The organism is Hydrosulfovibrio ferrireducens (assembly GCF_046883345.1).
Classification (GTDB): Bacteria; Desulfobacterota; Desulfobulbia; order Desulfobulbales; family Desulfurivibrionaceae; genus Thiovibrio; species Thiovibrio ferrireducens.
Window position 1 is genome coordinate 14,430 of the sequence record NZ_JALKCW010000008.1, and the last position, 25,735, is coordinate 40,164.

Sequence of the window (25,735 nt, forward strand, 5' to 3'; positions counted from 1 at the left end):
CTTCGGTTGTGGCCTGTTCTCAGGCCAGATGCATGGCCAGAATGGCCTTGTGGATATGGAGCTTGTTCTCGGCCTGGTCAAAGGCGACGCATTGCGGTCCCTCCAGCACCTCTTCGGAGATCTCCTCGTCGCGGTGGGCAGGCAGGCAGTGGAGGACAATGGCCCCCGGATTGGCCTGGGCCACCAGGGCAGCATTCACCTGGTACGGCCGAAACACCCCGATCCGCGCCTCCTGCTCGGACTCCTGCCCCATGCTGGCCCAGACGTCGGTATTGATCACGTCCGCCTCCCGCACCGCCTCGGCCGGATCGCGCACCACCCGGATGGGCCGACTCGCCACTGCCTGGGCGGCGGCGAGAATGGCGGGGTTGGGATCATAACCCGCAGGACACGCCAGGGTCAGGGCAAAGCCGAAACGGGCCGCGGCCTGAATCCAGGAATTGGCCATGTTGTTGCCGTCTCCCAGCCAGGCGATGTGGAGCTTTTCCACCTCCCCCTTGTGTTCGATCACGGTCATGATGTCGCTCAGCACCTGGCAGGGATGGTGCAGGTCGGTGAGGGCGTTGATCACCGGCACCGAGGAATATCCGGCCAGCTCGTCGACAATGGCCTGGCCATAGGTGCGCACGACCATGCCGTCCACATAGCGGGCCATGACCCGGGCCATGTCCTTGAGGGGCTCGTTGCGGGCCAGTTGGGTGTCCCGGCCGGAGAGATAGATCACCTGGCCGCCCAACCCATACATGGCGGCCTCAAAGGAGACCCTGGTCCGGGTGGAGGGCTTTTCAAAGATGAGGGCCACGGTTTTTCCGGCCAACTGCTGGTGGCGGACCCCTGCCTTGGCTTCTTTTTTAAGCAGCAGGGCCTTTTCGATGTAGGCGCCAAGCTGTTCTTTGCTGAAGTCCTGTAATGCCAGTAGATGCTGTGTCATGGTTTTGTTCTCTCTGCCAACCTCTCCCTCGCGGTTCCGGGGAAAGCTCTCTTTTTGCTCAGGACATCCTGCCGGGAACACGGCGCGGGGCAGGATCCAGGAGGTCGGCTCAAAAAAATGTCAGTCCAACCATTGCCAGAGGGAAACGGACACTGCCTCCCTCTGGTTGGGCCAAACTACAAGTCATACAAAAAAACTTTTTTTTTGCAAAGGGATTTTTCGTCGAAAAAAGATGGGGCTATAGGCTCAGCTCGGCAAAGACCTCGTCCAGGGCCTGGATCAACCGATCTATCTCGGCGCGGCTGATGATGAGCGGCGGCAGACAGCGCAGCACCTTGCCTCCGGCAAAGTTGAGGAGCACCCCTTTTTCAAAGAGGAGGTTGACCATGGCCGGACCCTTGTCAAGCCACGCCTCAGTCAGGGGCAGTCCTTGGATCAGGCCGAGCCCCCGGGCAGGGGTTGCCACGGCCGGATATTTTTCGGCCAGCCCGGTGAGGCGCTCGGCCAGATAGGCGCCCTTGGCCTGGACCTCGGCGAGAAAACCATCTTCCAGCATGATCCGCACGGTGGCCACCGCGGCGGCGCAGACCACCGGGTTGCCGCCGAAGGTCGAGGCATGGCTGCCCGGCTCAAAGGCTTTGGCCACCGATTCCGTGGCCAGCATGGCGCCGATGGGCAAGCCGTTGCCCAGGGCCTTGGCCAGGGTGAGGATGTCTGGGGTCACTCCGCACTGCTCGTAGGCAAAGAGGGTGCCACTTCTGCCCATGCCCACCTGAATCTCATCAAAGATCAAGAGCAGGTTGTGCGTGTCGCAGAGCTGGCGGATACCGGCCAGATACTCAGGGGGCAGTGGTCGCACCCCGCCTTCTCCCTGCAAGGGCTCGCAGAGAATGGCGCAGGTCTCCGGGCCAATCATCGCCTCCAGGGCGTTGAGATCGCCGAAGGGCGCATGGCGGAAGCCCTGGGGCAGCGGTTCGAACCCCTGGTGGAATTTCTCCTGCCCCGTGGCGGCCACGGTGGCCAGGGTCCGGCCGTGAAACGAGCCGGCCAGGGAGATGATCTCGTATTTTCCGGCGGGGCTTGCCTTGCGCGCCAGCTTGATCGCGGCTTCGTTGGCCTCGGCCCCGGAGTTGCACAGAAACACCCGGTCTGCAAAGGAATGGCTGATCAGCAGCCCGGCCAGCTCGGTTTGCGGCATTGTGTGGTAGAGGTTGGAGACATGCACCAGGGTGGAGGCCTGGCGGCAGATCGCCTCGGTGATCGCCGGATGGCAGTGGCCCAGGCTGCAGACCGCGATGCCGGCGAGGCAATCCAGATACTCCCTGCCGTCGGCGTCCTTGAGCAGACACCCCTTTCCTTCGACCATCACCGCCGGGTACCGGCCATAGGTGGTCATGAAAGAACCATTGCTTTTTTCAATCCATTCCGCATTCGTCATAATACCATCTCGTAACTGATCGCGGGGTGAAACGCTAATTATCGCGCTTATGCCCCATAGCTGTAGGCGGTTGCAGAGTGCTGCAGATCCGCGAAAGAGGCCTGTCCGCCATCCCAGCAAAGCTGGATAAGAGCCCCTATGCCAGGGTTCCAGGCAGGGGCTCTAAACATCAGGTATGCGGACAGGCCGATGACAAAGGAGATGTGGTGCCCTGTGACCGCTTACACCACTTCGGTTCCCACGCCTTGCTGGGTGAACATTTCGAGCAGAATAGCGTGCTCCACCCTGCCGTCGATGATGTGTGCCTTGCCCACTCCGGCGCGGACCACGCCCTGGCAGCACTTGACCTTGGGGATCATGCCGCCGCCGATGACCTCGTCCTTGATGTACTGGTCCGCAACGTCGCAGGTCATGGAGGAGATGAGCGTGCCCTCCTTGTCCAAGACCCCGGCCACGTCGGTGAGCAGGATCAGCTTTTCCGCCTTGAGATGGGTGGCGATGGCTCCGGCCACGAGATCGGCGTTGATGTTGTACGCCTGCCCGTCTTCGCCCACGCCCACCGGAGCGATAACCGGGATAAAGTCCTGGGCGTCCAGGGTGTGCAGGATCTGCGGGTTGACCATGGTCACCTCCCCCACCCGGCCGATGTCGATGATTTCCGGCGGGGTGTTTTCGGCCTGCGCCTTCATGAGCTGCATTTTTTTGGCCTTGATCAGGTCGCCGTCGCGGCCGGAAAGGCCAACGGCCTTGCCGCCGTGGAAGTTGATCAGGCTGACGATCTCCTTGTTCACCTTGCCCACCAGGACCATCTCCACCACGTCCATGGTTTCGCCGTCGGTGATCCGCATGCCCTGCACATAATCGCTCTTGATATTCATCTTGTTCAGGAATTTGTTGATCTGCGGGCCGCCGCCATGCACCACCACCGGGTTGATGCCGACGTATTTCATCAAGATGATGTCCAGGGCGAAGCTCTTTTTCAGCTCCTCGTCCACCATGGCATGGCCGCCGTATTTGATGACCACGGTTTTGCCGTAAAATTTCTTGATGTACGGCAAGGACTCGATGAGGGTTTTGGCTTTTTCGATACCTGTGAGCATGGCAATCTGTCTGTAATGGTTGAGTGGTCTGGAGGCTGGATTTTCCGGAAAAAATCAGCCGCATTGTCTTGATAGTACGCAAGATATATACTGCCGGCGGCAATCTGTAAAGAAGATAGGCGGGCAAAAAACAGTCGCTCGTTTCCGGCAAAGCGATTGCCGAGAACCCCTGATGCTGGTATCTTTATATATTCAGAGTTCATCAGCACCATAAGGAACCTAAAAAATATGAAACCATTGCTGCGTATTTTCCGCCGGATTTCGCTTGTGGCCCCCCTTCTGCTCGCCGCCCCCTGTTTGGCTGCGCCTGCCTCTGCCCCGGCAAGCAACAAGCCGCCGATTCATGTCGAGGCGGACCGCATGGTTTCCATGAAGAATGACAATGCGGTTCTTTTTTCCGGAAACGTGGATGCCAAGCAGGGCCAGTTGGTGATCCGCGCCGCGGAAATGACGGTATATTATCTTTCCAACGAGGAAAAAGCCAAATTGCCCCAGAGCGAGGAGCGGAGTCTCAAAAAGTTGTTTGCCTCGGGCAACGTGGAAATCCAGAATGACGGGATGACCGGCACCGGCGACAAAATGGAGTATTACGAGGCCGAGCGCAAGATGATTCTCATCGGCAACAGCAAGGTCTGGCAGGACAACAACCTGGTTACCGGCCACACCGTTGTCGTTTTCCTCGACCAGGGCAAGAGCATCGTGGAGCGGGGCGAGAAAAAAGGCGAGCGGGTCAAGGCCTTTTTCTATCCCGGCGGCGAAGGGCCGCAGAGCGGTCAGCAACAGTAAAGACGGAGGCCCCCTTGTCTGTTCTCGAAACACAAGAGATTGTCAAACGCTATAAAAACCGGACGGTGGTCGACGGGATCAGCCTGCGGGTTGAGACCGGCACGGTGGTCGGGTTGCTCGGCCCGAACGGGGCCGGGAAAACCACCACTTTCTATGCCATTGCCGGTTTTGTCCGGCCGGATGCAGGCGTCATCCTGCTCGATGGCGAGGATATCACCTCCCTGCCCATCCACCAGCGGGCAGTCAAGGGGCTTTCTTATCTTCCCCAGGAGTCCTCGGTGTTCAAAAAACTCACCGTGGAGGAAAATGTCCGCATCGTTCTTGAGCCGCTCGGCCTTGCCAAAAAAGAGATCAACAACCGGGTCGGCCAGCTCATGGAAGACCTGAAGATTAGCCATCTGGCCGGCAACCGGGGCCATTCTCTCTCCGGGGGCGAACGCCGCCGGGTGGAGATCATGCGGGCCCTGGCCACCAATCCGCATTTTATTTTGCTGGACGAGCCCTTTGCCGGGATCGATCCGTTATCGGTGGCCGATCTCCAGCAGATCATCGGCAATCTGAAAACCCGCGGCCTGGGGGTGCTGATCTCCGATCACAATGTCCGGGAAACCCTTTCCGTCTGTGATCATGCCTATATCGTCAGCCAGGGAAAGATCCTGATCCATGGCGATGCCGAAGCGATTGTGGGCAGCGAGGAAGCCCGGCGGATGTACCTCGGAGAAAACTTTACCCTGTAGAAACCGTCCAGCAGCACCGCATCTGCGTTGTCATCGGTCGGCTCGTGTGCAATATAGCACACTTCGCCGGCCTCTTCCTAGCATCTGCGGCACTGCTGGGCGGTTTCTTTCTGTCAGCCATCGTAACAAAATATCCCTTCTTTCTTTGTTCCCCTAAATTCTTCTTGCAAAAACCTTGCCGTCATGGAGTATTATACTCAGACAAGGGCTGCGCAATCCCGCGCTGCACCCTGTGTATCTTTTGTAGCAAAGGATTTCGGCGGACATGGCTCTTGAACTGCGACAGCAACTGAAGCTCAGCCAGCAACTGGTGATGACCCCCCAGTTGCAGCAGGCGATCAAGTTGCTGCAACTTTCCCGGCTTGAGCTTGCCGAAACGATCCAGCAGGAAATCGAGATCAATCCGGTGCTGGAAGAAATAACGGAAAGCCCGGACCAGCCCGAGGCAGAGCTGGAGGGGCATGGTCATGAGGCGCTTGACGCCCCCCTGCCCGAGCCGGAAAGGACTACCGAGGTCCAGATGGAAAGCGATTCCTCGTTAAGGGAAATCGACTGGGAAAATTACAGCAATGAGTATGAAAGCGGTTTCTCCGCCCGGGGCAAGGACGACAACGACCTGCCCTCCCGCCTTGACATCCTGACCACCAAACCGGACCTTCATTCCCATCTTTCCTGGCAACTGACCCTGTCCCATCTCACCGACGAGGAAAAGGAGGTCGGGCATTTCGTCATCGGCAATCTTGACAGGGATGGGTTCCTGGAGGTGACGGAGGCGGAGATCGTCCAGGGCACGGGCTGCGATCCGGAACTGGCCCATCGGATGATCGGTGTGGTCCAGGAGATGGACCCGGCCGGGGTCGGAGCCCGGGATCTCAAGGATTGCCTGCTGCTGCAGCTCGGCCGTTTGGGGCTTGGCGGGTCTCTGGCCGCCATTATAGTGCGCGAGCATCTACATACCCTGGAAAACCGCAATTTTGCCGCCATTGCCAGGGGGACGGGCCGACCCATCGAGGAAATCCTCGCGGCAATCAAGGTGATCACCGAACTGGACCCGCATCCGGGCAGAATCTATTCCGAGGACGAGCCCCAGTACATCATCCCGGATGTCTATGTGCACAAGATCGGCGGGGAGTATGTCATTCTGCTCAACGATGAAGGGTTGCCCCGCCTCAAGGTCAGCAACTATTACAAGGATATCCTGAAAAAGGATTCCGGCGCCCCGGCCGACACCAAGAATTATGTGCAGGACAAACTGAAATCGGCCCTGTGGCTGATAAAAAGCATTCATCAGCGGCAGCGCACCATCTACCGGGTGGTGGAGTCGCTGCTCAAGTTCCAGTACGATTTTTTTGAAAAAGGAATCGCCTTTCTCAAACCCCTGGTCCTCCGCGACGTGGCCGAGGATCTCGGCATGCACGAATCCACGATCAGCCGGGTGACCAGCAACAAGTACGTGCACACCCCCCAGGGCACCTTTGAGCTGAAATACTTTTTCAACTCCTCCATCAGCCGCCACGACGGCGGCGACGCCATGGCCTCGGAAAGCATCAAGGAGCGCATCCGCTCCATCATTGGGGGCGAAGACCACCAGGACCCCTTGAGCGACAATGCCATCGCCGATATCTTCGCCAAGGAGGATATCAAGCTGGCCCGGCGCACCGTGGCCAAGTACCGCGAGCAGATGGGGATTCTCCCTTCCAAGTTCCGGAAAAAACCCAAACTGAGCTGACCCGGATGGTTATGTCCACCCTTGCCGCATCACACCGCCATGTATGAAGCCAACGGCCATCCCCTTGCCCTGACCATCATCACCGGCCTTTCCGGGGCAGGCAAATCCACGGCCCTCAATGTCTTCGAGGATGCCGGGTTTTTGTGCATCGACAATCTCCCGGTTTTTCTCCTGCTACCCTTGCTCGATGGCATGGCCCGGCGGGCGGACGGTCCGCACCGTTTGGCCCTGGTCATGGATGCCAGGGATGCCGAGCTCGCCCCGGCCCTGGCCGGGGTGCTCAAAGAGGTGAAACCCAAGACCGCCCTGGCGCAGATCATTTTTCTCGAAGCCAACGACACGGTCCTGCTCCGCCGCTACAGCCAGTTGCGGCGCGCCCATCCCCTGGCCCAGGTCGGGTTGGTCCAGGACGGGATCTCCTCGGAGAAGAAGCGGCTGGCCGGACTCCGGCAGTTGGCCGACCGGGTGATCGACACCAGCACCCTCACCCCCACGGAATTGCGGCACAAGCTCCTGCTGGACGATGCCTCCCCGGTTGCCGCCATGCGGGTCAATGTCCTTTCTTTTGGCCATAAGCATGGGCTGCCCAGCGAGGCGGATCTGCTCTTTGACGTCCGTTTTTTGCCCAACCCCTATTATGTGGCGGAGCTCAAGGAAAAAACCGGCCTGGATGCGGCGGTGGCCGGTCATGCCCTGGACAATGCCAGCGGCAGCCAATTTCTCGTTCACCTGCACGCCCTGCTCGATTTTTTGCTTCCCGAATTTGAACAGGCTGGCAAGGCCTACCTCACCATCGCGGTGGGCTGCACCGGCGGGAAACACCGCTCCGTGGCAGTGGCCGAGGAACTCCACCGCCATCTTTCCGGGGGCAAATGGGTGGTGAAGCTGTTTCATCGGGATTTGGATAAATAAGCCTCTTCCTTGCACGACTCCCCCTCCCTTGACGGGAGGGGGTTGGGGGATGGGTGAAGTCGCAACCTGCCTATTTCATAGCTATTTCCCCCTCTCCCTAACCCTCCCCCGCCAGGGGGGAGGGAACTTTTAGGGCTTTTGCAAGAGCCTCGACAAAAAAAGGCAAAGGCGCACACGCACCTGGGCCTGATGAGCATATTAAATGACACAAACACCAATCCTGAACTGGCAGGCAATCGACACGGTCCTGCTGGACATGGACGGCACCCTGCTGGACCGCCATTTCGACGATTATTTCTGGGAGCATTATGTGCCGGAGCATTATGCCCTGGAGCACGATCTCTCCATTGACGAGGCCAGGCTTGAACTGCTGTCCCGCTATAAGGGGCGGGAAGGCACCCTGGCCTGGACCGACCTGGATTTTTGGTCCAATGAACTGGGCCTCGATATCCCGGCTCTCAAGATGAAGATCAACCACCTCATTGGGGTGCATCCCCATGTGGTGGATTTTCTCAGGTTCTGTCGCAAGTCCGGCAAGAAGATCTATCTGGTGACCAACGCCCACAGCAAGACCCTGGCCATCAAGATGGAAAAAACCGCACTGGCCGGTTATTTCGACCGGATCATCTGCGCCGAGGAGGTGGGGATGGCCAAGGAAGACCCCGTCTTCTGGCAGGGGCTGGAAGCGATGCTGGGCTATGATAAAAAAAGAACCATGCTGGCCGATGACACCGCAAAGGTGCTGGCCTCGGCCCGGCTTTACGGCATGGGGGTTCTCATCTTTGTCGCCCGCCCCAGCAGCCGCAAGCCGGTTGCCCACTCGGAGGATTACCTCTCGGTGGTTACCTTCAAGGAACTTATCCCCGAAACGAGTAAGGAGAAAGGTGCAAGGTGAAAGATCGATGGATTTGGCGCCGTTCGGAATTTGTTTCAAGCTGGTGCTTCGACAGGCTCAGCACGAACGGAATATCAATACGTTAAACATCCGTTCGCCCTGAGCTTGTCGAAGGGCTGTTGTTACCAGCCCATTTTCTCCAAAGGAACACCCATGCACAAAAAAGAACAGACGGAATTGATCGCGGTTATCGCCGATTTTTTGGAGATGGGCCATGTGGAAAACATCATGGCCATGTTCAAGCAGGACACTTCTCTTTACGCGCTCAGCGGCGAGCTGTTGCGCGACGAGCGCTTTATGGTGCGGATGGGGATGGCGGTGCTGTTTGAAGAGCTGAAGCAGATTCGGGAGCAGGAGGTGGCCTTGGCCATCCCTGCCCTGCTTCCGATTCTTGCCGAGGAAACCCCGTGGATGCGCGGCGAGGCCGTGAATCTGCTGGGCATCATCGGCACCCCCGAGGCGCTGGCGTATATCAAGCCCCTGGCCGATGATCCGGAACCGCAGATCCGGGAGATGGTTCGAGATATACTCGCGGAGCAAGGCGCGAGGTGCAAGGCGAAAGGATAAAGGTTTTTTGGCGTGTTCCGTAAACCTTTTTCCTTTCGCCTTGCTCCTCTCCCTACTCCTTCCAGTCCGGCCGCAACCCCAGCTCGGTGAGCTGTTTTCGTGCCACTGCCGAGGGGGCATCGGTGAGCGGGCAGGTTGCCTTTTGGGTCTTGGGAAAGGCGATGACATCGCGGATGGAGTCGCGGCCCAGCAGAATCATCATCAAGCGGTCCAAGCCAAAGGCCATGCCGCCGTGGGGCGGCGCGCCAAGCTCAAGCGCCTTGACCAGGAAGTCGAATTTGTCCGTGACCTCCTCCTCGGAAATCCCCAGTGCTGCAAAGACCCGTTCCTGCATCGCCTTCTGGTGGATGCGGATGGAGCCGCCGCCGATCTCGGTGCCGTTTAACACCAAGTCGTAGGCGCGGCTGCGCATCTTGCCCGGCTCGGTGTCCATGAGGGGGATGTCTTCCTCGTTGGGCGCGGTAAAGGGATGATGCACCGCCGTATGCCGCTTCTGCTCGTGGTCGTACTCGAGAAGCGGGAAGTCGCAGACCCAGAGGAAGTTGAACTGCTTCTTGTTGATGAGGTTGAGGCGGCGGCCCAGTTCAAGGCGCAACTCGGACAATGCCTGGTGCACCACATTGGGCTGGTCGGCCACGAAAAAGAGCAGGTCGTCGGTCTCAGCGCCCAGGGTCTTGGCCATCCCTGCCCGTTCCTCGTCGGAGAAGAACTTGGCAATGGGCGACTGCCATTCGCCCTCCGGCTTGACCTTGACCCAGGCCAGCCCCTTGGCCCCGAAATTGCCCACGTATCCGGTGAGATCGTCAAGATCCTTGCGGGAAAAATGGGCGCATCCCTTGGCGTTGATGGCCTTGACCATGCCGCCTTTTTCCACCACGGTGCGGAACACCTGGAAGCCGCAATTGCGCACCTCCTCGGTGAGGCTGATCAGCTCCAGGCCGAAACGGGTGTCCGGCTTGTCACAGCCATAGCGATTCATTGCCTCTTCATAGGTCATGCGCGGGAAGGGCAGGCTGAGCTCCAACCCGATGGTCTCCTTGAATAAAAGCTGCATCAACCCTTCGCCCACGGTGTAGATGTCCTCCTCCTCGACAAAGGAGAGCTCCATATCCACCTGGGTGAACTCGGGCTGCCGGTCGGCGCGGAGATCCTCGTCGCGGAAGCAGCGGACGATCTGGTAATAGCGGTCCATGCCCGCCACCATCAGAAGCTGCTTGAAGAGCTGCGGCGACTGGGGCAGGGCGAAGAACTTGCCCTGGTTGACCCGGCTCGGCACCAGATAATCCCTGGCCCCTTCCGGGGTGGAGCGGGTGAGCACCGGGGTTTCGATCTCCAAAAAGTTTTCGTTGTTGAGATAGGTGCGGATGGCCTGGGCTGCTTTGTGCCGCATGATGAGGCCCTCGGCCATGTTGGGGCGGCGGAGGTCGATGTAGCGGTACTTGAGGCGCAATCCCTCGGAAATCTCGGTTTCCTCGTCCAGCGGAAAAGGCGGGGTTTTGCTCTGATTGAGGATGCGCAGCTCCAAGACCCGCACCTCGATCTCGCCGGTGGCCAGCTTGGGGTTGACCATGCCGTCGGGCCGGGCTTCAACTATGCCCCGGATGGCAAGCACCCATTCGCTTCTGATGTTGTGCGCCTTGGCATGCACCTCGGCGTTGATCTCGGGGTTGAACACCACCTGGGTAAGACCCCAGCGGTCGCGCAGATCGATGAAGATAACCCCGCCATGGTCGCGGCGCCGCAATACCCAGCCCATGAGAACGATCTCCTTGCCGACATCGGCGTGGGTCAGGGCGTTACAGTGGTGGGTACGTTTGAGTCCTCCCATGGATTCCATAGGACTGCTCCTTTATAGGTAGTGAAAAATGAAAAGTGAACAACTCAAAGTTATTTCGGTTTTGCATTGTACTCCCCTCCCTTGACGGGAGGGGTTGGGGGTGGGTGACGTTGCAGGCAGTGTCAGATATGGCAAATCCCCCCCACCCTGGCCCTCCCCCGCAAGGGGTGAGGGAATTTTTGGATGCTGCTCGTTAAGCAGACAATCCCGCTTCTGTCGAGCCTTATTGTTTTCTCTGTGCGACAGCCGTAATCAACATCGCGCACAAGGCCTCTTGCGACCCCGCCAGCTCCACTTGCTGCTGCTCCTTGCTGTCCATGTCGCGCAGCACCGCTTCGCCCTTGGCAAGCTCTTCCTCGCCCAGAATGAGCACAAAGCGCGCCTTGGCCCGGTCCGCCTGCTTCATCTGGCTTTTCAGGCTCTTGCCTTCAAGGTCCATGGCCACTTGCAGTCCTTTGCGCCGCAACAGATGCACCAGCGGGAAGGTCTGCACCGCGGCTTCCTCGCCCAGGGCGGCGACAAACAGGTCTGTAGCGGCCTCAGGACAGGCTCCGGCGTTCTGCTGGCTCAGCAGCAGGACCAGTCGCTCCATGCCCATGGCAAAACCAATGCCGGGCATGTTCTTGGCCCCGCCCAACTGCTCCACCAACCCGTCGTAGCGCCCCCCCGCGCCCACCGCGCTCTGGGCGCCCAGGGCGTCGGTGATCAGCTCAAAGGTGGTGCGGGTGTAGTAATCCAGGCCGCGAACCATGAACGGGTTCACCGCATAGGGAACCGCCAGGAGATCAAGGCTTTCCTTGGTCTTGCGGAAATGTTCGGCGCAACCCGGGCAGAGATGGTCGATAATGGCAGGCGCGGCCGTATACTGCTCCTGGCAATGGCTGCTTTTGCAGTCCAGTACCCTCAGCGGATTAGTCTGGCTGCGGCGTTGGCAATCCTCGCAGATATGCTCTTTGCGTGCGGCGAGGAAAGCCACTAGACCATCCTTGTAGGCCGGACGGCAGGCCGGGCAGCCCAGGGAGTTGATCTGCAGGCTGGTGGTCAATCCCAGCTCTTCAAGAATCAGCCAGCCCATGGCGATGAGTTCGGCATCCAACCGGGGATGATCCAACCCCAGCACCTCGACGCTCATCTGGTGAAACTGCCGCAACCGCCCTTTCTGGGGGCGTTCGTGCCGGAACATGGGGCCGATGGTATAGAGGCGCTGCACCGGAAGCTTGGCCTGGAGGCCATGTTCGATAAAGGCGCGCAGCACCGAGGCGGTGCCTTCCGGCCGCATGGTGACCGAATCGCCGTTGCGATCGGGAAAGGAGTACATCTCTTTTTCGACGATATCCGTGGCCTCGCCGATGGATCTGGCGAACAGCTCGGTTTTTTCCAATATCGGCACTCGGATCTCGGTGAAGCCGAAGCGCTGGAAGATGTCCCTAGCCGTTGCCTCGACATGCTGCCAAACCCGAACCTCGTCGGGGAGAATATCCTTAAAGCCTTTCAGGGCCTGAATGGTCATTGCGTGCCTCACCTGCACCGAAGATAAAAACACCCGGAGTTTTCGCCGTGGAAAATGCGCCAATCCGAGAAAAATGGCCGAAAAACAGGTATTCTTATCTCACCTCTGAGGAATTGTCAAGAAATGAGGGGAGAGAGAGGAACGTCAAAAAACAGGGGGGAAACAGCGGCTCTATTGTGCCGGGGAGGAAACGAGGCGAAATCCTGCTGTTTGTGCGGCTTGTCGGTCAAAGGTGGCGGTTTCCCGGCAATCGGCGGCCTGATTGCCGCAGGCGATGAGACAGTCGGCAAAATCCGCTGTGGTTTTCCGGTAGATATTGAGGGCACTCCAAACCTCTGCCGAACGCTGAACCCGAAACGAGGCGGTTCGCAGGATTTGTTCAACCATTCGCCCAATCTCTTCCCGGTCACCGCTGTAGCAGCGTTTCACAACCCAAACCACCTCACAGAGAACAATCTGGTTGATAAAGAAAATTTCTCCAGCGTGTTCCCCGCCTTCAATAAGCGCGGTGGCTGCCAATGACTGTTCGGCATCATCCTGGACGATGTATCGCACCAGGACATTTGTGTCGAGCCCTGTCACGACCTTCCTCCTTCCTGTTCTATGGCTGCCTGCATGTCTTCAAGGCTGACAGTCTTCCCTGCGGGAGCAATCATGCCTTTGAGCTGGTGCGCCTCTGCCGTTGCTGGGGCAATGCGCACACTCCCCTGCGGATCGACTAAAAATTCAAGCCGCCCGCCCGTCCTGAGTTTGAGGTAATCCCGTATTTCTTTTGGTATGGTGACCTGTCCTTTGCTGGTGACTGTTGCTGTAGCCATTGCGCCGCCCCCCTTACTTTTTTACAATTCATTACTTTAGGGTAATGAATTATGGCGTGGTTGTCAATACGCAAAAAAAGCCCCGCCGGAAATTCCGGCAGGGCTTGATGTGAACAGCTTCAACTAAGGTGCTATGCGCAAGGCATGGGCACGATTAGAAGGTCATGGTCAGGTGATGGGTCAGGATATAAACATTCTCGGTGTCGTCGGTGGTGGGCGTGGACTTGAAGAAATCACCGGTATCGAGATAGCCGAAATGCGCCTCGTAGGTCAGGTTGTCGAGCAGCTTGTAGGCCGCACCGATGTTGTACTCCCAGCCGTACTCGTCATCCTGGCCCACAACCTGCTCTTCGTCGGCCTGTGCCCAAGCGATAGCGCCATGCAGGCTCAACTGGTTGGAAACCGCATAGTCAGCCGCAGCAACAACGGCATGTATGCCAGCCGCGCTCATGTTGCGCATGTTGGAACCAACACCGCCGCTGTAAATGTCGTTGTTCAGCATGCCGGTATGACGGCCGGTGAGGATGTACAGGGGCTCGAACAGGTCGCCAGTGCCGGCGGTACCGAGGTGGTTCTCGATGTCGTTCTCGTTCATTTCCTGGCCCTGGGCATAGAAGTACATGAGGCTCGGGGTCAGGGCGTCGAACTTGGCGCCGACCTGCAGCATGGCAGCCCAAGAATCATAATCCTGATCAGCGGTGGCAACCAGCGCATGGTCATAATCCTTGCTGCCGAAGAAATGCTGCACCTCGCCGTTGGCAAAGAAGTTGTCCATCTTGTACTTGCCGTAGACGATCACGGCCTGCTTCACGTCATCCGCAGTATTTGTAACCTGATTATCGGTAACTTCGTAGGACAGACCGGAATCCAAGTTGGCGGTCTTGTAGTACACACGGCCGACATATTTGGTGCTATCCTCATCGCTCTGATGGGTGGCGTCTGGGGCAGTAAGGTCTCGTGCGGCGTCCGTAATCTTCTGGATGAAGAACAGGGTGGACACCGGGCCGCTTGCCAGGAAGGACGGCCACAGCATAACCCGGTCACCGCGTGAATCAGGGTCCAAGTAGCTTGTGCCGTAGGGGCCGGCCGGGGTGCGACCGAAGCGCATCTTGCCGATGGGAGAGGCATAGTCCATGTACAGGTGATGGACATAAAAATCATTGTGGGTACCGGCAGTGGTGGTCGAGTTGCTGGTCAAATCGCCACCGGCCTGACCGCCCCAGAAGGTGTCATCCGCCACCCGGATATTCGCTGCCATGGTGATCTTGTCGTTGACCTTCATGGTCGGCCTGATCTCGAAGGTATGCATAAAGTACGCATCAGACGGGCTGTTTTCGCCCGCAGCCTCGGTAACATCAAGACCTGCGCCGCGTGAATCGGAAAGGTAGGCACCCTCGACCAGATACGTGCCGCTCATCTTGAACTCAACGGCTGCTGCAGTTGAAGCCAGTCCCGCGACCAGGCCCAGCGCTGCTACTGTGGATAATACTTTTTTCATCTCTTATCTCCTTGATAAGTGTTAATAAAAAAAAGACTCAAGTTCGTTAAAGCAAATTAGCAAAGACAATGTCAAGTTTTTTTTACCCCGGTGTAATTTTTTTTACCGCAAGAGGGAGCGGGGTCAGCTCTCCTTTGCGCGCCGGGTACATTACTTACAGCCGCCGGTTCACTGCTCCTGCTTTTTGCTGAAATCCAGTTGATAGATGAGCATGGTAGAGGTCTGTTCGGCGAACAGATCAAGCGAGCTGCTGCTCAGAATCAGGCCGACCAGCAATTCCGCGCCCTTCTTGTCCGCATTGGGGCGCAACAGGTAGTCCACGATATAACCGTCGATCTTTCTGGTCCGCCACAGCTCGGACAGCGCGATGCCGTTCCAGCTCAGGGCGTGGATCTCGCCAGAGGGATAGTTCTTCATGTTTTCAAAGAGGCGCGAGGAGGTGGAGAGGTTCTTGTTGATGATGATGTCCTGCTGGCCATCGCCATTTACGTCATAAACGATGATCCGTGAGGGGATATAGATGCGGGCCGAGCCTTCCTGACTGCTGGCCTTGGCTGCTCCGAAGGCCTCTGTGCCGCCGATGAAGCGGGTGGTGCCGCCGTAAAATTCATCGCTTTTCCAGAGGACGGTGCCGCCGGCGCGCATTACCCGGAGCCGGTCGTACTGGTCGATTGAGATGATCTCCCGGCTGCCGTCGTTGTCCAGATCAGCAATGGTGAACTCAAACAGATTGACGCTGTCCGGAACCTCCATGGGACTGCCTGCTTTCACCGCGCCGCCGGCTTGCTCAAGGCGGTAGATACCGGGGGCCACGGCCTTGTCGGAATCGGCCCGCTGGCCGGCCAGCACCCCCCCCTCACCGGGAACGGCCATGGCTCGGACATACCACCTGATACCCTGAAAAAGATAGGTGGCCTTATCCGCGCCAAGCCACTCGAAGGCAAAAGAGTGCGGCTGTTTCGCATCCGCGGCGCTGACATAGATTTCCGGCTTGCCGTTTTTATTGAGGTCCGCCACGGTGATGGCATGGATGCGGTACCCGACCTTGCCGGGAATCTGCCCGACCTTGCTCAACCGATTATTGTCGCGCTTGAAGATCTGCACTGAGTCGTTGTCGGCGAAGATGACCTCGTCCTGGCCATCGCCGTCAAGATCGGCCATCTCCATGAACTGGAGGGAGAGCTTCATGTTCTGGGTTTTCTGGAATTCGCTGGTGATGCCCTTTGGGTAGATAAAGGGCGAGCCGCCGCCCGTGCCGGTGCGGCTGGCAAAGGCGCGTTCCGGATGGGCGGTGGCATATTGCGGCTGGGGTTGTGCAACTGCCTGCCCGACGGCTTGGGGCTGGACCAGCGCCGTGGCCGGTCGCTTGTGGGAAAATATTTTTTCGCTTATATCCCAGGCCAGGGAGTCGATGCTTTGGATGATTTCGCTTTCGTTCTTGGCTGTGGCGTAAAAATTCCGCGGCGCACCCTTGGCCATCTCAAAAACCTTGGCATCCAGCGAGAGGCTGCTGCCCATGGCGGTGAGACTGCCGGTCACCAGAAAATCGGCCTGGAGACTCTTGCCTAGCTTGATAAACGCCTCGGTCTGAGCGGGGGTTCCGGCAGCGGCCAGAGCCTTGTCCACCGCGGTCTTGTCGATTACGGTGAGGCCGATCTCTGAAGCAAGGCGGCTGGCAAGCATGTCCCGGATGCCGGTGGTGAGATAGCTCATGTCCTGGGGGGCATTGGCCTTGAAGGGCAGAAAGGCTATGCGCCCGGCTTGGGCCGCCCCGATCGTCGGCAGCACAAGATGCATGGCGAAGAGCAGTGCGGCGAGCAGGAACGGAACTGTGCGGGTGGTGTGTTTGAACATGACCGGTTTCCTTATTGAAAAGAAGAGAGATTTTCCTTAAAGTTTAAAGCCTGGAGCTTACTCCGAAGAATCGCGGGAGGGCAAGAGTTTTTTGTAGAGCCGGATGGTTGCGGGGTTGTGTGTACAGGACTTTTGCACACTACGACAAGCACCGCTTGGCAGGCAGCCCGAGGCCCTGCGGAAAATCGTGTTTGTGTTCGCCATGGCTCTCCTGAGTTTGCGGAGGACTCTTTGCGAACGGAAAAACTGCATGCTTTTAGATGGACACCGTTCACCCTGTGTCGTGTCGCAGGGTGGTTTTGGATTTTTGCAAAAGGGGCACACATGAAAACCACTATCTATCTCATCCGGCACGGCCTGACCGCGGCCAACAAGAACGATGTTTTTGCCGGCCGTACCCAGGAGCCTCTGCATCCCGAGGGTGCGGCCCAGATGGCGAATGTTGGGCGAATGCTGGCCGGCCGCGGCATTGGCAGGATAGTGTGCGGACCTCTGGCGCGGACCAGGCAGTCGGCGGGGATTGTCGGGGAGATGCTTGGTGTGCCGATAGTAACGGAAGAGTCCTTGAACGAGATCAATATTCCCCACTGGGACGGACTGACAAAAGAGGCGATTCGGGCCAGGTTCGGGCCTGAATATCCAACCTGGCTTGCCGACCCGGCCGGATTTTCTGTGGAGGGTTGCGAGACCATCGGTGCGGTGCAGGGGAGGGCAGTGGCTTGTGTTGAGTCACTCTTTCGCGAGTATCCCGGCCAGAACCTGCTGGTGGTAACCCATTTGATCGTGGTCCGGGCGCTGCTGCTGCATTATCTGGCGCGGCCTCTTGGGGATTTTCGGGCGATTAAGGTGGGGAATGCACAGGTGGCGAGGTTGGTTCGTGATGATTTTGCTGGGGTGACGGTGGAGTTTTGAAGTCTTTTTGTCTTCTGTATTTTCTGGGGGATTTTAAGGCAGCCTTTCGACAAGGCTCTCCTGAGCGAAGGCGAAGGGCTCAGGGCGAACGGATTTTTTCATCGATGGAGTTTTCCGTTCGTGCTGAGCTTGTCGAAGCACCATGCAAACAGTTTTGAGAGGTTCGTCATGTTTTGGGTGTACATCCTCCGTTGCGCTGATGGGAGTTATTACACTGGGCATACAGATGATCTTGAACATCGCATCGTTCTACATCGGAACGGAGAATGCGAAGGATACACCGCGACCCGTTTACCGGTTGAGCTTGCTTGGTCTCAGGACTGTTCCACGCGTGAAGAGGCTTTGTCGGCGGAACGACAAATTAAGGGTTGGAATCGCAAGAAAAAAGAAGCCATGATGCGCGGTGATTGGCAGGAGGTTGCTCGCTTGGCGCGACGAAGGAAAAAGGGCGATCCTTCGACAGGCTCAGGATGAGCGGACTTTTTTTTATCGATTGATTCTTCCGTTCGTGGTGAGCCTGTCGAACCGCAGATGTGATTTTTCCTTGCGTCCTGAGCCCTTCGGCAAGTTCAGGAGGGTCCTGTCGAATGGTGCTTTTCCCCACACAAAAAATCAGTCCAGAACAAGCCCCCCAATCACCTCGCTGATCCCATTAAGCCTATTCTCCGTCACATAACGCCCAAGCCCTTCGACAATCTCCTCACTGGCCCGAGGATTGACGAAGTTCGCGGTGCCGACCTCGATGGCCGTGGCGCCTGCCAAGAGAAATTCCAGCGCATCCTCCGTGGTGGTGATGCCGCCGATGCCGATCACCGGAATCTTCACGGCCTGGGCCACCTGCCAGACCATGCGCAGGGCAATGGGCTTGATCGCCGGGCCTGAGAGCCCCCCCACGATATTGGCCAGCCTCGGCCTGCGGCTCCGGATGTCGATGGCCATGCCGAGCAGGGTGTTGATCAGGGAAACCGCCTGGGCTCCGCCAGCCTCCACGGCCTTGGCGATGGCGGTGATGTCGGTGACATTGGGGGAGAGTTTGACAATCACCGGCAGGGTGGTGTGCGCGCATACTGCCCTGGTAACGGCTTCGGCCATTGCCGGATCGGTGCCAAAGGCGACCCCGCCTTTTTTCACATTGGGGCAGGAGATATTGACCTCAAGGGCGCTGATCCCCTCCACTTCGCTGAGCCGCTGAGCCAGGGTTTGATACTCTTCCAGGCTATCGCCCAGGATATTGACGATCACCCTGGTGCCGATCCCTCGCAAGTAGTCCATTTTTTCAGCAATGAAGCGGTCAACGCCCACATTTTCCAAACCGATGGCATTGAGCATGCCTCCGGCGGTTTCCACGATGCGGGGCGGAGGATTCCCCCGACGCGGTTCCAGCGAGATGCCCTTGACCACCACGCCGCCCAGATGATGGAGATTGACGAAGGGCGCGAATTCCTTGGCATACCCAAAGGTGCCGGAGGCGGTGAGCACGGGATTCTTGAAAACGAGGGCGCCGATGGTGACGCGCAGATCCGGTTGGTTCATAGCCAGGCTACCTCCTCGGCGTTGAAAACCGGGCCGTCCTTGCAGACATGCAGATAGGGGCCGGAGAGGTCGGCCCGGGGGATCGCGCAGCCGAGGCAGGCCGAGATCCCGCAGGCCATCATGGTTTCCAGGGAAACCTGGCACTGCCAGCCCTGCTGCCGGCACTGGCCAACCACCGCCTTCATCATCGGATGCGGGCCGCAGGCGCAGACCGTCCAGTCATGGCCGGAGTCCAGGTGTTTTGGGAGGAGTTCTGCCACAAAGCCATGGTGCCCAAGGCTTCCGTCGTCGGTGGCACTATGGATTTCCGTCATGCCGATATCCTTGAAATCCCTTGGCAGGGGGCCAAGTTCCGCGGCTGTGCGACCGCCGAGCAAAACGACACATTTCGGCGGCGTGGTTACGCGCAGGATCTCTCTGGCGAGAAAATACAGGGGGGCAATCCCCATGCCGCCGCCAATCAGGCAGATCGCCGGTCGATTCTTGAAAGCAAAACCGTTGCCAAGCGGCCCGGTCAGGTTCAGGGTGTGACCAGGCCTCATTGCGGCGAGCATCCGGGTGCCCTTGCCCACAACCTTGTAGAGGAGCTGAACCTGCTGGTTGCCAATGGTCTGGTGGATGGACAGGGGCCGCCGGAGAAGTGGATCGTAACAGGGAGCGGTTCGGACCATGACAAACTGGCCGGGAAGGGCGTGGCTTGCAATTTCCGGCGCTTTCACGGTGAGGCGGAATATCTCCGGGGTGAGTTCTTCCTGCCGGATAATTTCGGCCTGTTCTTCAAATTGATTCATGCGCATTCCAAGTTGTTTTACTTCACGGGGATATTCTTCCCTGCGTCCTTGCCTGGCGTCCTCTATAGGGTTTTCCGGCAGGGTTTATTAGGTAACCATCTGAAAGTAAAGCTATTTTTGTCCGGGAAGGATAAGAGACAACACCCGTTCAAGGTCGTCGTGGGAATAGTATTCGATTTCCACTTTTCCCCGGGTACCGCTTTGGATGATCCGCGCTTTGGTATCCAGGTAGTTGATCAGCCCGTTGGCCAGGGACTTGCAATAGGATTCCGGCAATTCATTGGCTGATTTCCGTGGTGCACGTTTTGCCCCACTGGCTGCGCCGGCCATTTTCTTTTTCTGTTTCTGGGCCAAAGCCTCCGCCTGTCGAACGTTCAGTCCCTGCTCGACAATCTCGTTTCTGACCTCGCGCATGGATGTCTCGTCGCCGACGCTGAGTAATACTCGCGCGTGCCCCATGCTCAAGGTGCCGCGGGCCAGATCCTCCTTGGCAAAATCGGGCAGTTGGTTTATCCGCAGGGCATTGGCCACGGTTGAACGCTCCTTGCCCACCCGTTTTGCCACCTCTTCCTGGGTCAGGTGAAATTCCTTTACCAACCGAAGGTAGGCTTCCGCCTCTTCCAGGGGATTCAGGTCCTGACGCTGGATGTTTTCGATGAGCGCGAGCTCAAGGCGATCCAAGGGGGTGACGTCTTTCACCAGAACCGGAACCTCGTCCAGCCCCGCCATTTTAGCGGCCCGCCATCGCCGTTCTCCGGCGATGATCTGGTAACGCCCTTTTCCGCCATGCTCGCAGACGACCAGAGGCAGCAAGATCCCTTTTTCCTGGATGGAAGCGGAAAGCTGGGCCAGGGCCGTATCATTAATATCTTTTCTTGGCTGATTCGGGTTGGCCTCAATGGCGTCAATGGGGCACAAGAAGTATTCCCGGCCATCGGAGCCGCTGGAAGGCAGCAGGGCGTCGAGTCCCTTGCCAAGAGCCGAGGTTGTTTTTTTTATCATGATTTCACTCCCTCTTTTGCCGCAGCCTTCGGCTGCTTGCGGAGAAACTCTTTCCCGAGCTGCAAATAACTCAGTGCTCCGGTTGAGCGTTTGTCGTAGACGATCGCCGCCTGGCCATGGCTCGGCGCCTCACTGAGCCGGACATTGCGGGGGATCACCGTCTCATAGACCCGATCCTGAAAATGGTTTTTCACCTCGGTGACGACCTGGTGGGTCAATTTGTTTCTGCCGTCGTACATGGTCAGAAGGAGACCCTCGATGGCAAGGTTCTTGTTGTATGAGTTTTTCACCAACCGAATGGTTCGAACCAACTGGCTCAAGCCTTCAAGGGCGAAATATTCACATTGCAAGGGGATGAGGACCGTGTCCGCCGCGGTGAGGGCGTTGATGGTCAACAAACCGAGGGAGGGGGGGCAGTCGATGAAGATGTAGTCGTACTCGCCACGGACCGGAGCCAGGAGATTGCCCAGATAGCGTTCGCGCTTTACCGCGCTCATCAGTTCGACTTCGACCCCGATCAGGTCGATGTGGGTGGGAAGAACCGAAAGTTTTTTTACCCCCGCCGCCGGCTGGACAACCGCTGCCGTCTCGGCCTCCCCCATGTAGCAATGGTACAGGTGGGTTCCGCCTTCGGCGCGGCTCACCCCCAGCCCGCTGGAGGTGTTCCCTTGGGGGTCCGAATCCACCACCAGGACTTTTTTCCCCAGCAGGGCCACGGAGGCCGCCAGGTTTATCGCGGTGGTCGTCTTGCCCACGCCTCCTTTTTGATTGGCCAGGGCAATAATTTTTGCGTCATATCCCATGCTTGAAAACCTCCACCTGATGCGGGTTTCCGGCCGAATTTCGCCAGATTTTTCGTCGCGGGCATGTTGCGTGTGGGGGCATGGAAAAGCTGTGTTCCGGCCCCATCTGTTGGGCATAGTACCATACTCTGCATGGGGAGGTCGCTTACTTTTTCGCGGCGAGGCGCTTCTTTTTCGCCCGGGAATGTTTCACGTGGAACATTTGTGGATTTATTCTTTAATCCTGGGTGGTTAGGATGGCGATTACCAGCTCGGCGGTACGTTCCATGTCGCGCAGATCAATGGTTTCGTCGGTGCTGTGCACATGATCCATGCCGATGCCGATGATGGCGGTTGGCACTCCTTTTCCGTTGAAGATGTTGGCGTCGCTGCCGCCGCCGGCCCGTTCGTAGCGAATTTCCCGTTGCAACAGGGCGGCGGCCTTGTCAACCCGTCTCAGGACCGAGGCGTTTCGGTCCAGGTGCATGGCCGGGTATTCCTGGCTGATTTGAAAATCGAGGCGGGGGCGGACCCCGGAAGCGAGGTGTGCGCCGGGCCCGGGGGTCCATCTGTCGATGACGCCTTGGATGGTGTCTTGGATCTGTGTGGAGTATCGGGCGAGTTTTTCCGGAGAATGGCTCCGTATCTCTCCTTCCACCACAGCGGTTTCCGGAATAATATTTGTTGCCGTGCCGCCGGAGATCCGGCCGATATTGGCGGTGCTTTCTTCGTCAATGCGCCCCAGCGGGAGGTCGGCAAGGCAGCGGGCGGCAAGTTGAATGGCGTTGATCCCCCGCTCCGGGTGCAAGCCGGCATGGGCTGCCGCGCCGGTAACGGTGAACCGGAAATGGTTGGCAGCGGGAGCGCCGATAATGAGCAGGTCGACCCCGGAGCTGTCCAGTGCGTAGCCTTCTTTGGCGTGCAGCAGTGAAAGGTCCAGGGCCTTGGCGCCGCGCAGGCCGATCTCTTCGCTGGTGGTGAAAACTAAATCGAAGGGCAGATGGCAAAGCTGTGCTTCCTTGATGCACCGGATGGCCTCGATGAGTATTGCGATGCCGGCCTTGTCGTCTCCGCCGAGAATGGTGTCCCCCGCGCTGGAAAATCTGGAGCCTTCCCGGAGGACTCGGACCCCCCTGGCAGGCTCAACGGTGTCCAGGTGGCAATTGAAAAAAATAGGTTCTCCTGCAAGGGTGCCGGGAAAGTGAATCACCAGATTGTTGGCGTCGGAGCCCGTTGCCCGGGTGGAGTCGTCTTCGGCGATGGTCGCTTCGGGAAATTCCTGCGCAAAGAGATCTTTCAGGAAGGCCGACATCGTGGCTTCTTCCCCGGAAGGGCTGTCTATGGAGCACATGGCCGTAAAGACCGTGGCGAGGCGTTCGCTGTTGATGTTCATGGGGTGCCCTCAATTTATTGTTGCACGGCAGCAGGAAACAGGCTATTATTGATAATAATTCCTAATAGAGACAGGGGGAGAGCAGGACCTAATAATCCACTTACGGCCGCTGCCGGAGTTTTCAGAAAAAGAATAATGCACCTGCCGCGCCCAAGCGAGAAATTTATCTCCTGAAACGGCAGGAGGTGCAATCCCGGGCACAAAGCGGGACAAGGAAGGCATATTGCGGCAGGAAGAACGTCTTTTCTTACCGTAAACGATTAACACGCAACAGGAGGTGGCATCATGGCGATATTTAAATGTGAAAAGTGCGGGGCAACCAAGGAAGGCAGGTGCAAGCCAAAGAAATGCTCCCAATGCGGCGGCAACGAATGCCTGATCAAGCAAGAGGAGAAATCCTCCGGAGGCGGTTGCGGCTGCGGTTGCAAGGCCAAAAAATAGCCGTCCCGAGAAAATGGTTTCTGCGAAGGCTCCCGCTGCTAAAGCGCGGGAGCCTTTTTTTGTGGGCAATTGCGAAGAGGTGATGTTGTAAACGGTCGTTGCAGGAAGTCGCGCCCCCGTATAGGATATGAAAGATCAGGCGCAGCGACGCGCGAGTGTCGCGGGAAGAAGCATTCGGGCAGGCACAAGGGGGCTGGGAAATGCAAGAGGCGGAGAGTCAGGCGACCCACACCATAGTTTTTGAGCCCAGCGGCCGTACCGTGCAGGCCGGGCCGGGCATGTCCATCATCAAGGCGGCCCGGGAGGCGGGCATCCATATCAATGCCTCCTGCGGCGGCAGTGGGGTGTGCGGCAAATGCAAGGTGATCATAGAAAAGGGCGAGGTTGCGGGGGGACTGAGCGAAAAGTTCAGCCTGCAGGAGAGGGAGAGCGGCTACCGGCAAGCCTGCACGGCGACAATTGCCGGCGATGCCGTCATTCGGGTGCCGGAATCGTCCGGCCTGAAAAGCGGGGGCTTGGGAACAGCGGTGCCGCTCAGGCATCGGGCCCGGATGCATGTCTACGACATCGAAGCGCTTCGCGAGCAGGGGATGTTTGTTCCCCCGGTGGTAAAGCTCTGCCTGGATGTTCCTCCGCCAACCGCGGGGGACAACATGGCCGATGCCGGCCGGGTTATCCATCTGCTCAGCAGCCGGCACGACGAACACCGGGTGGTGTTCAATCTTGCGGTCTTGCGGATGTTGCGCAAGGCACTGCGGCAAGACGATTTCCGCATCACCGTTACCTGCGCCCGGCCGGTGAATGTTTCGGGTAAATCCTATCTCACCAACATCCAGGGCGGCGACTGGACCCACCGCAGCTTCGGCCTGGCCTTTGACATCGGCACCACTTCAGTGTACGGGGTGCTGGTGGATCTCAACTCCGGCAAGGTGCTGGCCCGGGCCGGGGAATACAACGGCCAGCTCGGGTACGGCGAGGATGTGATCTCCCGGATCATCTTTGCGGAAAAAAAGGAGGGCTTGGAAAAAATGCAGGAGCTGGTGGTGACCACCATCAACAGCATCCTCGACACCTTGCTGTCCCAGGCCAGGCCGGCGGACAGCGGGGAAAAAGGCGGCATCAGCCGGGAGGAAATCACCTCCATTACCCTGGCTGGCAACACCACCATGACCCATCTGCTTCTCCGGCTCGAGCCGGACAACATCCGCCGCGCGCCCTATGTGCCGGTCACCACCTTTCTGCCGCCCATCCGCGCCACCGACCTGGGCATCAATCTGCCGCACTCCGCCGTGGCCCTGGTCTACCCGTCCATTTCCAGCTATGTGGGAGGCGACATTGTCGCCGGGGTCATGGGCTCGGGCATGTACCGCACCGAACTGGTCACCCTGTATATCGATATCGGCACCAACGCGGAAATCGTGGTGGGCAACCGGGAATGGCTGGTGTGCGCGGCCTGCTCCGCAGGTCCTGCCTTTGAGGGCGGCGGCATTACCCACGGGATGCGGGCGGCCCTTGGCGCCATCGAGGATTTCAGCCTCAACCCCCAGACCCTTGAGCCGATGAACATCACCTTGGGCAACAAACCGCCGGTGGGGATCTGCGGCTCGGGTCTGCTGGCCATCATCGCCACCCTGTTCGAGCAGGGGGTGGTGGGCAGAAGCGGCAAATTCCGGCGGGATCTGGCCACGGACCGGATCCGGGAAGGGCGCAGCGGCTATGAGTATGTCCTGGTCTGGCGGGAAGAGGCGGGCGCGGACCACGATATCGTGATCAACGAGGTGGATATCGAAAACTTCATCCGGGCCAAGGCAGCGATCTATGCGGGGATCACCACGTTGGTGGAGCAGGTGGGGCTGGCCATCACCGATATCGAGCAGGTTATCCTGGCAGGCGCTTTTGGCAGCTATATCGATCTGGATTCGGCCATGACCGTGGGGCTGCTGCCCCAGGTGGACGCCAGCCGGGTGCTCTATGTGGGGAACGGCTCGCTCATGGGCGCCTGGATGAGCGAGATGAGCAACCATATCCGACGGGATGTGGTGGAGGTGGTGCGGAAGATGACCAGCTTCGAGCTTTCGGAGATGCCGGTGTTTCAGGAGCAGTACATTGCCTCCCATTTTCTGCCCCATACGGACCTGGGCCGCTTCCCCCTCGTGGCGGAGAGGATTGCGGAGATTCGCAGGGATTAGTATGCACGGGGGGGGTAGGCAACGAGATGAAGTCGTTCGGCCTGAGCCCTTGTCGAAGGACGGGCGTGACAAGGGAAGCA

General features: G+C 58.4%; 24 protein-coding genes. 10 read left to right on the top strand and 14 right to left on the bottom strand.

Annotation, left to right across the window (positions count from 1 at the left end; all coding sequences use genetic code 11):
• Nucleotides 1-19: 19 nt before the first annotated feature.
• From argF to argB, 3 genes are all read right to left on the bottom strand, one after another.
• The gene (gene argF / locus MWR57_RS02430; protein WP_423123192.1) at nt 20-931 is read right to left on the bottom strand and encodes an ornithine carbamoyltransferase; all 912 of its coding nucleotides are present in this window, start codon (nt 929-931) and stop codon (nt 20-22) included.
• 238 nt (nt 932-1,169) lie between these two features.
• Entirely contained in the window at nt 1,170-2,369 is a 1,200-nt protein-coding gene (locus MWR57_RS02435) for an aspartate aminotransferase family protein (RefSeq protein ID WP_423123193.1), read from the bottom strand.
• A gap of 221 nt (nt 2,370-2,590) precedes the next feature.
• Nucleotides 2,591-3,469, bottom strand: coding sequence for an acetylglutamate kinase (gene argB / locus MWR57_RS02440; protein WP_423123194.1), 879 nt, complete (start codon nt 3,467-3,469; stop codon nt 2,591-2,593).
• A gap of 228 nt (nt 3,470-3,697) precedes the next feature.
• Here argB and lptA point away from each other — a divergent pair, with 228 nt between their 5' ends.
• The 6 genes from lptA to MWR57_RS02470 all read left to right on the top strand — a co-directional run bounded on the left by lptA (nt 3,698) and on the right by MWR57_RS02470 (nt 9,095).
• Nucleotides 3,698-4,255: a lipopolysaccharide transport periplasmic protein LptA gene (gene lptA / locus MWR57_RS02445; protein WP_423123195.1), complete on the top strand. Its 558-nt coding sequence runs from the start codon at nt 3,698-3,700 to the stop codon at nt 4,253-4,255.
• 14 nt (nt 4,256-4,269) lie between these two features.
• On the top strand, nt 4,270-4,992 hold the full coding sequence (gene lptB, locus MWR57_RS02450; protein WP_423123196.1) for an LPS export ABC transporter ATP-binding protein: 723 nt from the start codon (nt 4,270-4,272) through the stop codon (nt 4,990-4,992).
• A 265-nt stretch (nt 4,993-5,257) separates the two neighbouring features.
• Entirely contained in the window at nt 5,258-6,721 is a 1,464-nt protein-coding gene (gene rpoN / locus MWR57_RS02455; protein WP_423123197.1) for an RNA polymerase factor sigma-54, read from the top strand.
• A gap of 21 nt (nt 6,722-6,742) precedes the next feature.
• Nucleotides 6,743-7,633 (top strand): RNase adapter RapZ, encoded by an 891-nt coding sequence (gene rapZ, locus MWR57_RS02460; protein ID WP_423123198.1) that lies wholly within the window; start codon nt 6,743-6,745, stop codon nt 7,631-7,633.
• A gap of 202 nt (nt 7,634-7,835) precedes the next feature.
• Nucleotides 7,836-8,528 carry an HAD-IA family hydrolase gene (locus MWR57_RS02465; protein WP_423123199.1) on the top strand — a complete coding sequence of 231 codons (693 nt, stop codon included), beginning with the start codon at nt 7,836-7,838 and terminating at the stop codon, nt 8,526-8,528.
• 153 nt (nt 8,529-8,681) lie between these two features.
• On the top strand, nt 8,682-9,095 hold the full coding sequence (locus MWR57_RS02470; protein WP_423123200.1) for a HEAT repeat domain-containing protein: 414 nt from the start codon (nt 8,682-8,684) through the stop codon (nt 9,093-9,095).
• Nucleotides 9,096-9,147: 52 nt separating this feature from the next.
• Here the strand turns inward: MWR57_RS02470 and aspS are convergent, their stop codons facing one another.
• The 6 genes from aspS to MWR57_RS02500 all read right to left on the bottom strand — a co-directional run bounded on the left by aspS (nt 9,148) and on the right by MWR57_RS02500 (nt 16,612).
• Entirely contained in the window at nt 9,148-10,932 is a 1,785-nt protein-coding gene (aspS, locus tag MWR57_RS02475; protein ID WP_423123201.1) for an aspartate--tRNA ligase, read from the bottom strand.
• A gap of 223 nt (nt 10,933-11,155) precedes the next feature.
• On the bottom strand, nt 11,156-12,442 hold the full coding sequence (gene hisS / locus MWR57_RS02480) for a histidine--tRNA ligase (RefSeq protein ID WP_423123202.1): 1,287 nt from the start codon (nt 12,440-12,442) through the stop codon (nt 11,156-11,158).
• A 171-nt stretch (nt 12,443-12,613) separates the two neighbouring features.
• On the bottom strand, nt 12,614-13,024 hold the full coding sequence (locus MWR57_RS02485; RefSeq protein ID WP_423123203.1) for a PIN domain-containing protein: 411 nt from the start codon (nt 13,022-13,024) through the stop codon (nt 12,614-12,616).
• Nucleotides 13,021-13,260 (bottom strand): AbrB/MazE/SpoVT family DNA-binding domain-containing protein, encoded by a 240-nt coding sequence (locus MWR57_RS02490; protein WP_423123204.1) that lies wholly within the window; start codon nt 13,258-13,260, stop codon nt 13,021-13,023. The genes MWR57_RS02485 and MWR57_RS02490 overlap by 4 nt, the downstream gene beginning before the upstream one ends.
• A 154-nt stretch (nt 13,261-13,414) precedes the next feature.
• Complete coding sequence (locus tag MWR57_RS02495) at nt 13,415-14,677, bottom strand: porin (protein WP_423123205.1); 1,263 nt, start codon at nt 14,675-14,677, stop codon at nt 13,415-13,417.
• Nucleotides 14,678-14,926: 249 nt separating this feature from the next.
• Nucleotides 14,927-16,612: an FG-GAP-like repeat-containing protein gene (locus tag MWR57_RS02500; RefSeq protein WP_423123206.1), complete on the bottom strand. Its 1,686-nt coding sequence runs from the start codon at nt 16,610-16,612 to the stop codon at nt 14,927-14,929.
• Between the two features lie 324 nt (nt 16,613-16,936).
• On the opposite strand from MWR57_RS02500, the gene MWR57_RS02505 reads away from it, so the two are divergent.
• A complete protein-coding gene (locus MWR57_RS02505) occupies nt 16,937-17,524 on the top strand; it encodes a histidine phosphatase family protein (RefSeq protein WP_423123207.1) in 588 nt (195 codons plus the stop codon).
• 168 nt (nt 17,525-17,692) lie between these two features.
• A complete protein-coding gene (locus MWR57_RS02510) occupies nt 17,693-17,998 on the top strand; it encodes a GIY-YIG nuclease family protein (protein WP_423123208.1) in 306 nt (101 codons plus the stop codon).
• 138 nt (nt 17,999-18,136) lie between these two features.
• Here the strand turns inward: MWR57_RS02510 and MWR57_RS02515 are convergent, their stop codons facing one another.
• The 5 genes from MWR57_RS02515 to MWR57_RS02535 form a co-directional block, all read right to left on the bottom strand.
• A complete protein-coding gene (locus tag MWR57_RS02515) occupies nt 18,137-19,057 on the bottom strand; it encodes a dihydroorotate dehydrogenase (RefSeq protein ID WP_423123209.1) in 921 nt (306 codons plus the stop codon).
• A complete protein-coding gene (locus MWR57_RS02520; RefSeq protein WP_423123210.1) occupies nt 19,054-19,848 on the bottom strand; it encodes a dihydroorotate dehydrogenase electron transfer subunit in 795 nt (264 codons plus the stop codon). Before MWR57_RS02520 ends, MWR57_RS02515 begins: the two co-directional genes overlap by 4 nt.
• Before the next feature lie 111 nt (nt 19,849-19,959).
• On the bottom strand, nt 19,960-20,850 hold the full coding sequence (locus MWR57_RS02525) for a ParB/RepB/Spo0J family partition protein (RefSeq protein WP_423123211.1): 891 nt from the start codon (nt 20,848-20,850) through the stop codon (nt 19,960-19,962).
• A complete protein-coding gene (locus MWR57_RS02530; protein ID WP_423123212.1) occupies nt 20,847-21,653 on the bottom strand; it encodes a ParA family protein in 807 nt (268 codons plus the stop codon). Before MWR57_RS02530 ends, MWR57_RS02525 begins: the two co-directional genes overlap by 4 nt.
• Nucleotides 21,654-21,870: 217 nt before the next feature.
• A complete protein-coding gene (locus tag MWR57_RS02535) occupies nt 21,871-23,025 on the bottom strand; it encodes a M20/M25/M40 family metallo-hydrolase (protein ID WP_423123213.1) in 1,155 nt (384 codons plus the stop codon).
• 285 nt (nt 23,026-23,310) lie between these two features.
• Here MWR57_RS02535 and MWR57_RS02540 point away from each other — a divergent pair, with 285 nt between their 5' ends.
• Together MWR57_RS02540 and MWR57_RS02545 are read left to right on the top strand one after the other, a co-directional pair.
• On the top strand, nt 23,311-23,466 hold the full coding sequence (locus tag MWR57_RS02540; protein WP_423123214.1) for an RCKP-type rubredoxin-like domain-containing protein: 156 nt from the start codon (nt 23,311-23,313) through the stop codon (nt 23,464-23,466).
• 200 nt (nt 23,467-23,666) lie between these two features.
• The gene (locus MWR57_RS02545; protein WP_423123215.1) at nt 23,667-25,655 is read left to right on the top strand and encodes an ASKHA domain-containing protein; all 1,989 of its coding nucleotides are present in this window, start codon (nt 23,667-23,669) and stop codon (nt 25,653-25,655) included.
• The last annotated feature ends 80 nt before the right edge of the window (nt 25,656-25,735 follow it).

Excerpts from the sequence above, each read along its gene's own strand:
- MWR57_RS02515 (WP_423123209.1), bottom strand. The coding sequence starts at position 19,057 with ATGAACCAACCGGATCTGCGCGTCACCATCGGCGCCCTCGTTTTCAAG.
- rpoN (WP_423123197.1), top strand. The coding sequence starts at position 5,258 with ATGGCTCTTGAACTGCGACAGCAACTGAAGCTCAGCCAGCAACTGGTG.
- MWR57_RS02435 (WP_423123193.1), bottom strand. The coding sequence starts at position 2,369 with ATGACGAATGCGGAATGGATTGAAAAAAGCAATGGTTCTTTCATGACC.
- MWR57_RS02505 (WP_423123207.1), top strand. The coding sequence starts at position 16,937 with ATGAAAACCACTATCTATCTCATCCGGCACGGCCTGACCGCGGCCAAC.
- MWR57_RS02490 (WP_423123204.1), bottom strand. The coding sequence starts at position 13,260 with ATGGCTACAGCAACAGTCACCAGCAAAGGACAGGTCACCATACCAAAA.
- aspS (WP_423123201.1), bottom strand. The coding sequence starts at position 10,932 with ATGGAATCCATGGGAGGACTCAAACGTACCCACCACTGTAACGCCCTG.
- hisS (WP_423123202.1), bottom strand. The coding sequence starts at position 12,442 with ATGACCATTCAGGCCCTGAAAGGCTTTAAGGATATTCTCCCCGACGAG.
- MWR57_RS02535 (WP_423123213.1), bottom strand. The coding sequence starts at position 23,025 with ATGAACATCAACAGCGAACGCCTCGCCACGGTCTTTACGGCCATGTGC.
- MWR57_RS02465 (WP_423123199.1), top strand. The coding sequence starts at position 7,836 with ATGACACAAACACCAATCCTGAACTGGCAGGCAATCGACACGGTCCTG.
- MWR57_RS02540 (WP_423123214.1), top strand. The coding sequence starts at position 23,311 with ATGGCGATATTTAAATGTGAAAAGTGCGGGGCAACCAAGGAAGGCAGG.
- MWR57_RS02530 (WP_423123212.1), bottom strand. The coding sequence starts at position 21,653 with ATGGGATATGACGCAAAAATTATTGCCCTGGCCAATCAAAAAGGAGGC.
- MWR57_RS02500 (WP_423123206.1), bottom strand. The coding sequence starts at position 16,612 with ATGTTCAAACACACCACCCGCACAGTTCCGTTCCTGCTCGCCGCACTG.
- MWR57_RS02525 (WP_423123211.1), bottom strand. The coding sequence starts at position 20,850 with ATGATAAAAAAAACAACCTCGGCTCTTGGCAAGGGACTCGACGCCCTG.
- argB (WP_423123194.1), bottom strand. The coding sequence starts at position 3,469 with ATGCTCACAGGTATCGAAAAAGCCAAAACCCTCATCGAGTCCTTGCCG.
- MWR57_RS02520 (WP_423123210.1), bottom strand. The coding sequence starts at position 19,848 with ATGAATCAATTTGAAGAACAGGCCGAAATTATCCGGCAGGAAGAACTC.
- MWR57_RS02470 (WP_423123200.1), top strand. The coding sequence starts at position 8,682 with ATGCACAAAAAAGAACAGACGGAATTGATCGCGGTTATCGCCGATTTT.
- MWR57_RS02495 (WP_423123205.1), bottom strand. The coding sequence starts at position 14,677 with ATGAGCGGCACGTATCTGGTCGAGGGTGCCTACCTTTCCGATTCACGC.
- argF (WP_423123192.1), bottom strand. The coding sequence starts at position 931 with ATGACACAGCATCTACTGGCATTACAGGACTTCAGCAAAGAACAGCTT.
- MWR57_RS02510 (WP_423123208.1), top strand. The coding sequence starts at position 17,693 with ATGTTTTGGGTGTACATCCTCCGTTGCGCTGATGGGAGTTATTACACT.
- MWR57_RS02545 (WP_423123215.1), top strand. The coding sequence starts at position 23,667 with ATGCAAGAGGCGGAGAGTCAGGCGACCCACACCATAGTTTTTGAGCCC.
- lptA (WP_423123195.1), top strand. The coding sequence starts at position 3,698 with ATGAAACCATTGCTGCGTATTTTCCGCCGGATTTCGCTTGTGGCCCCC.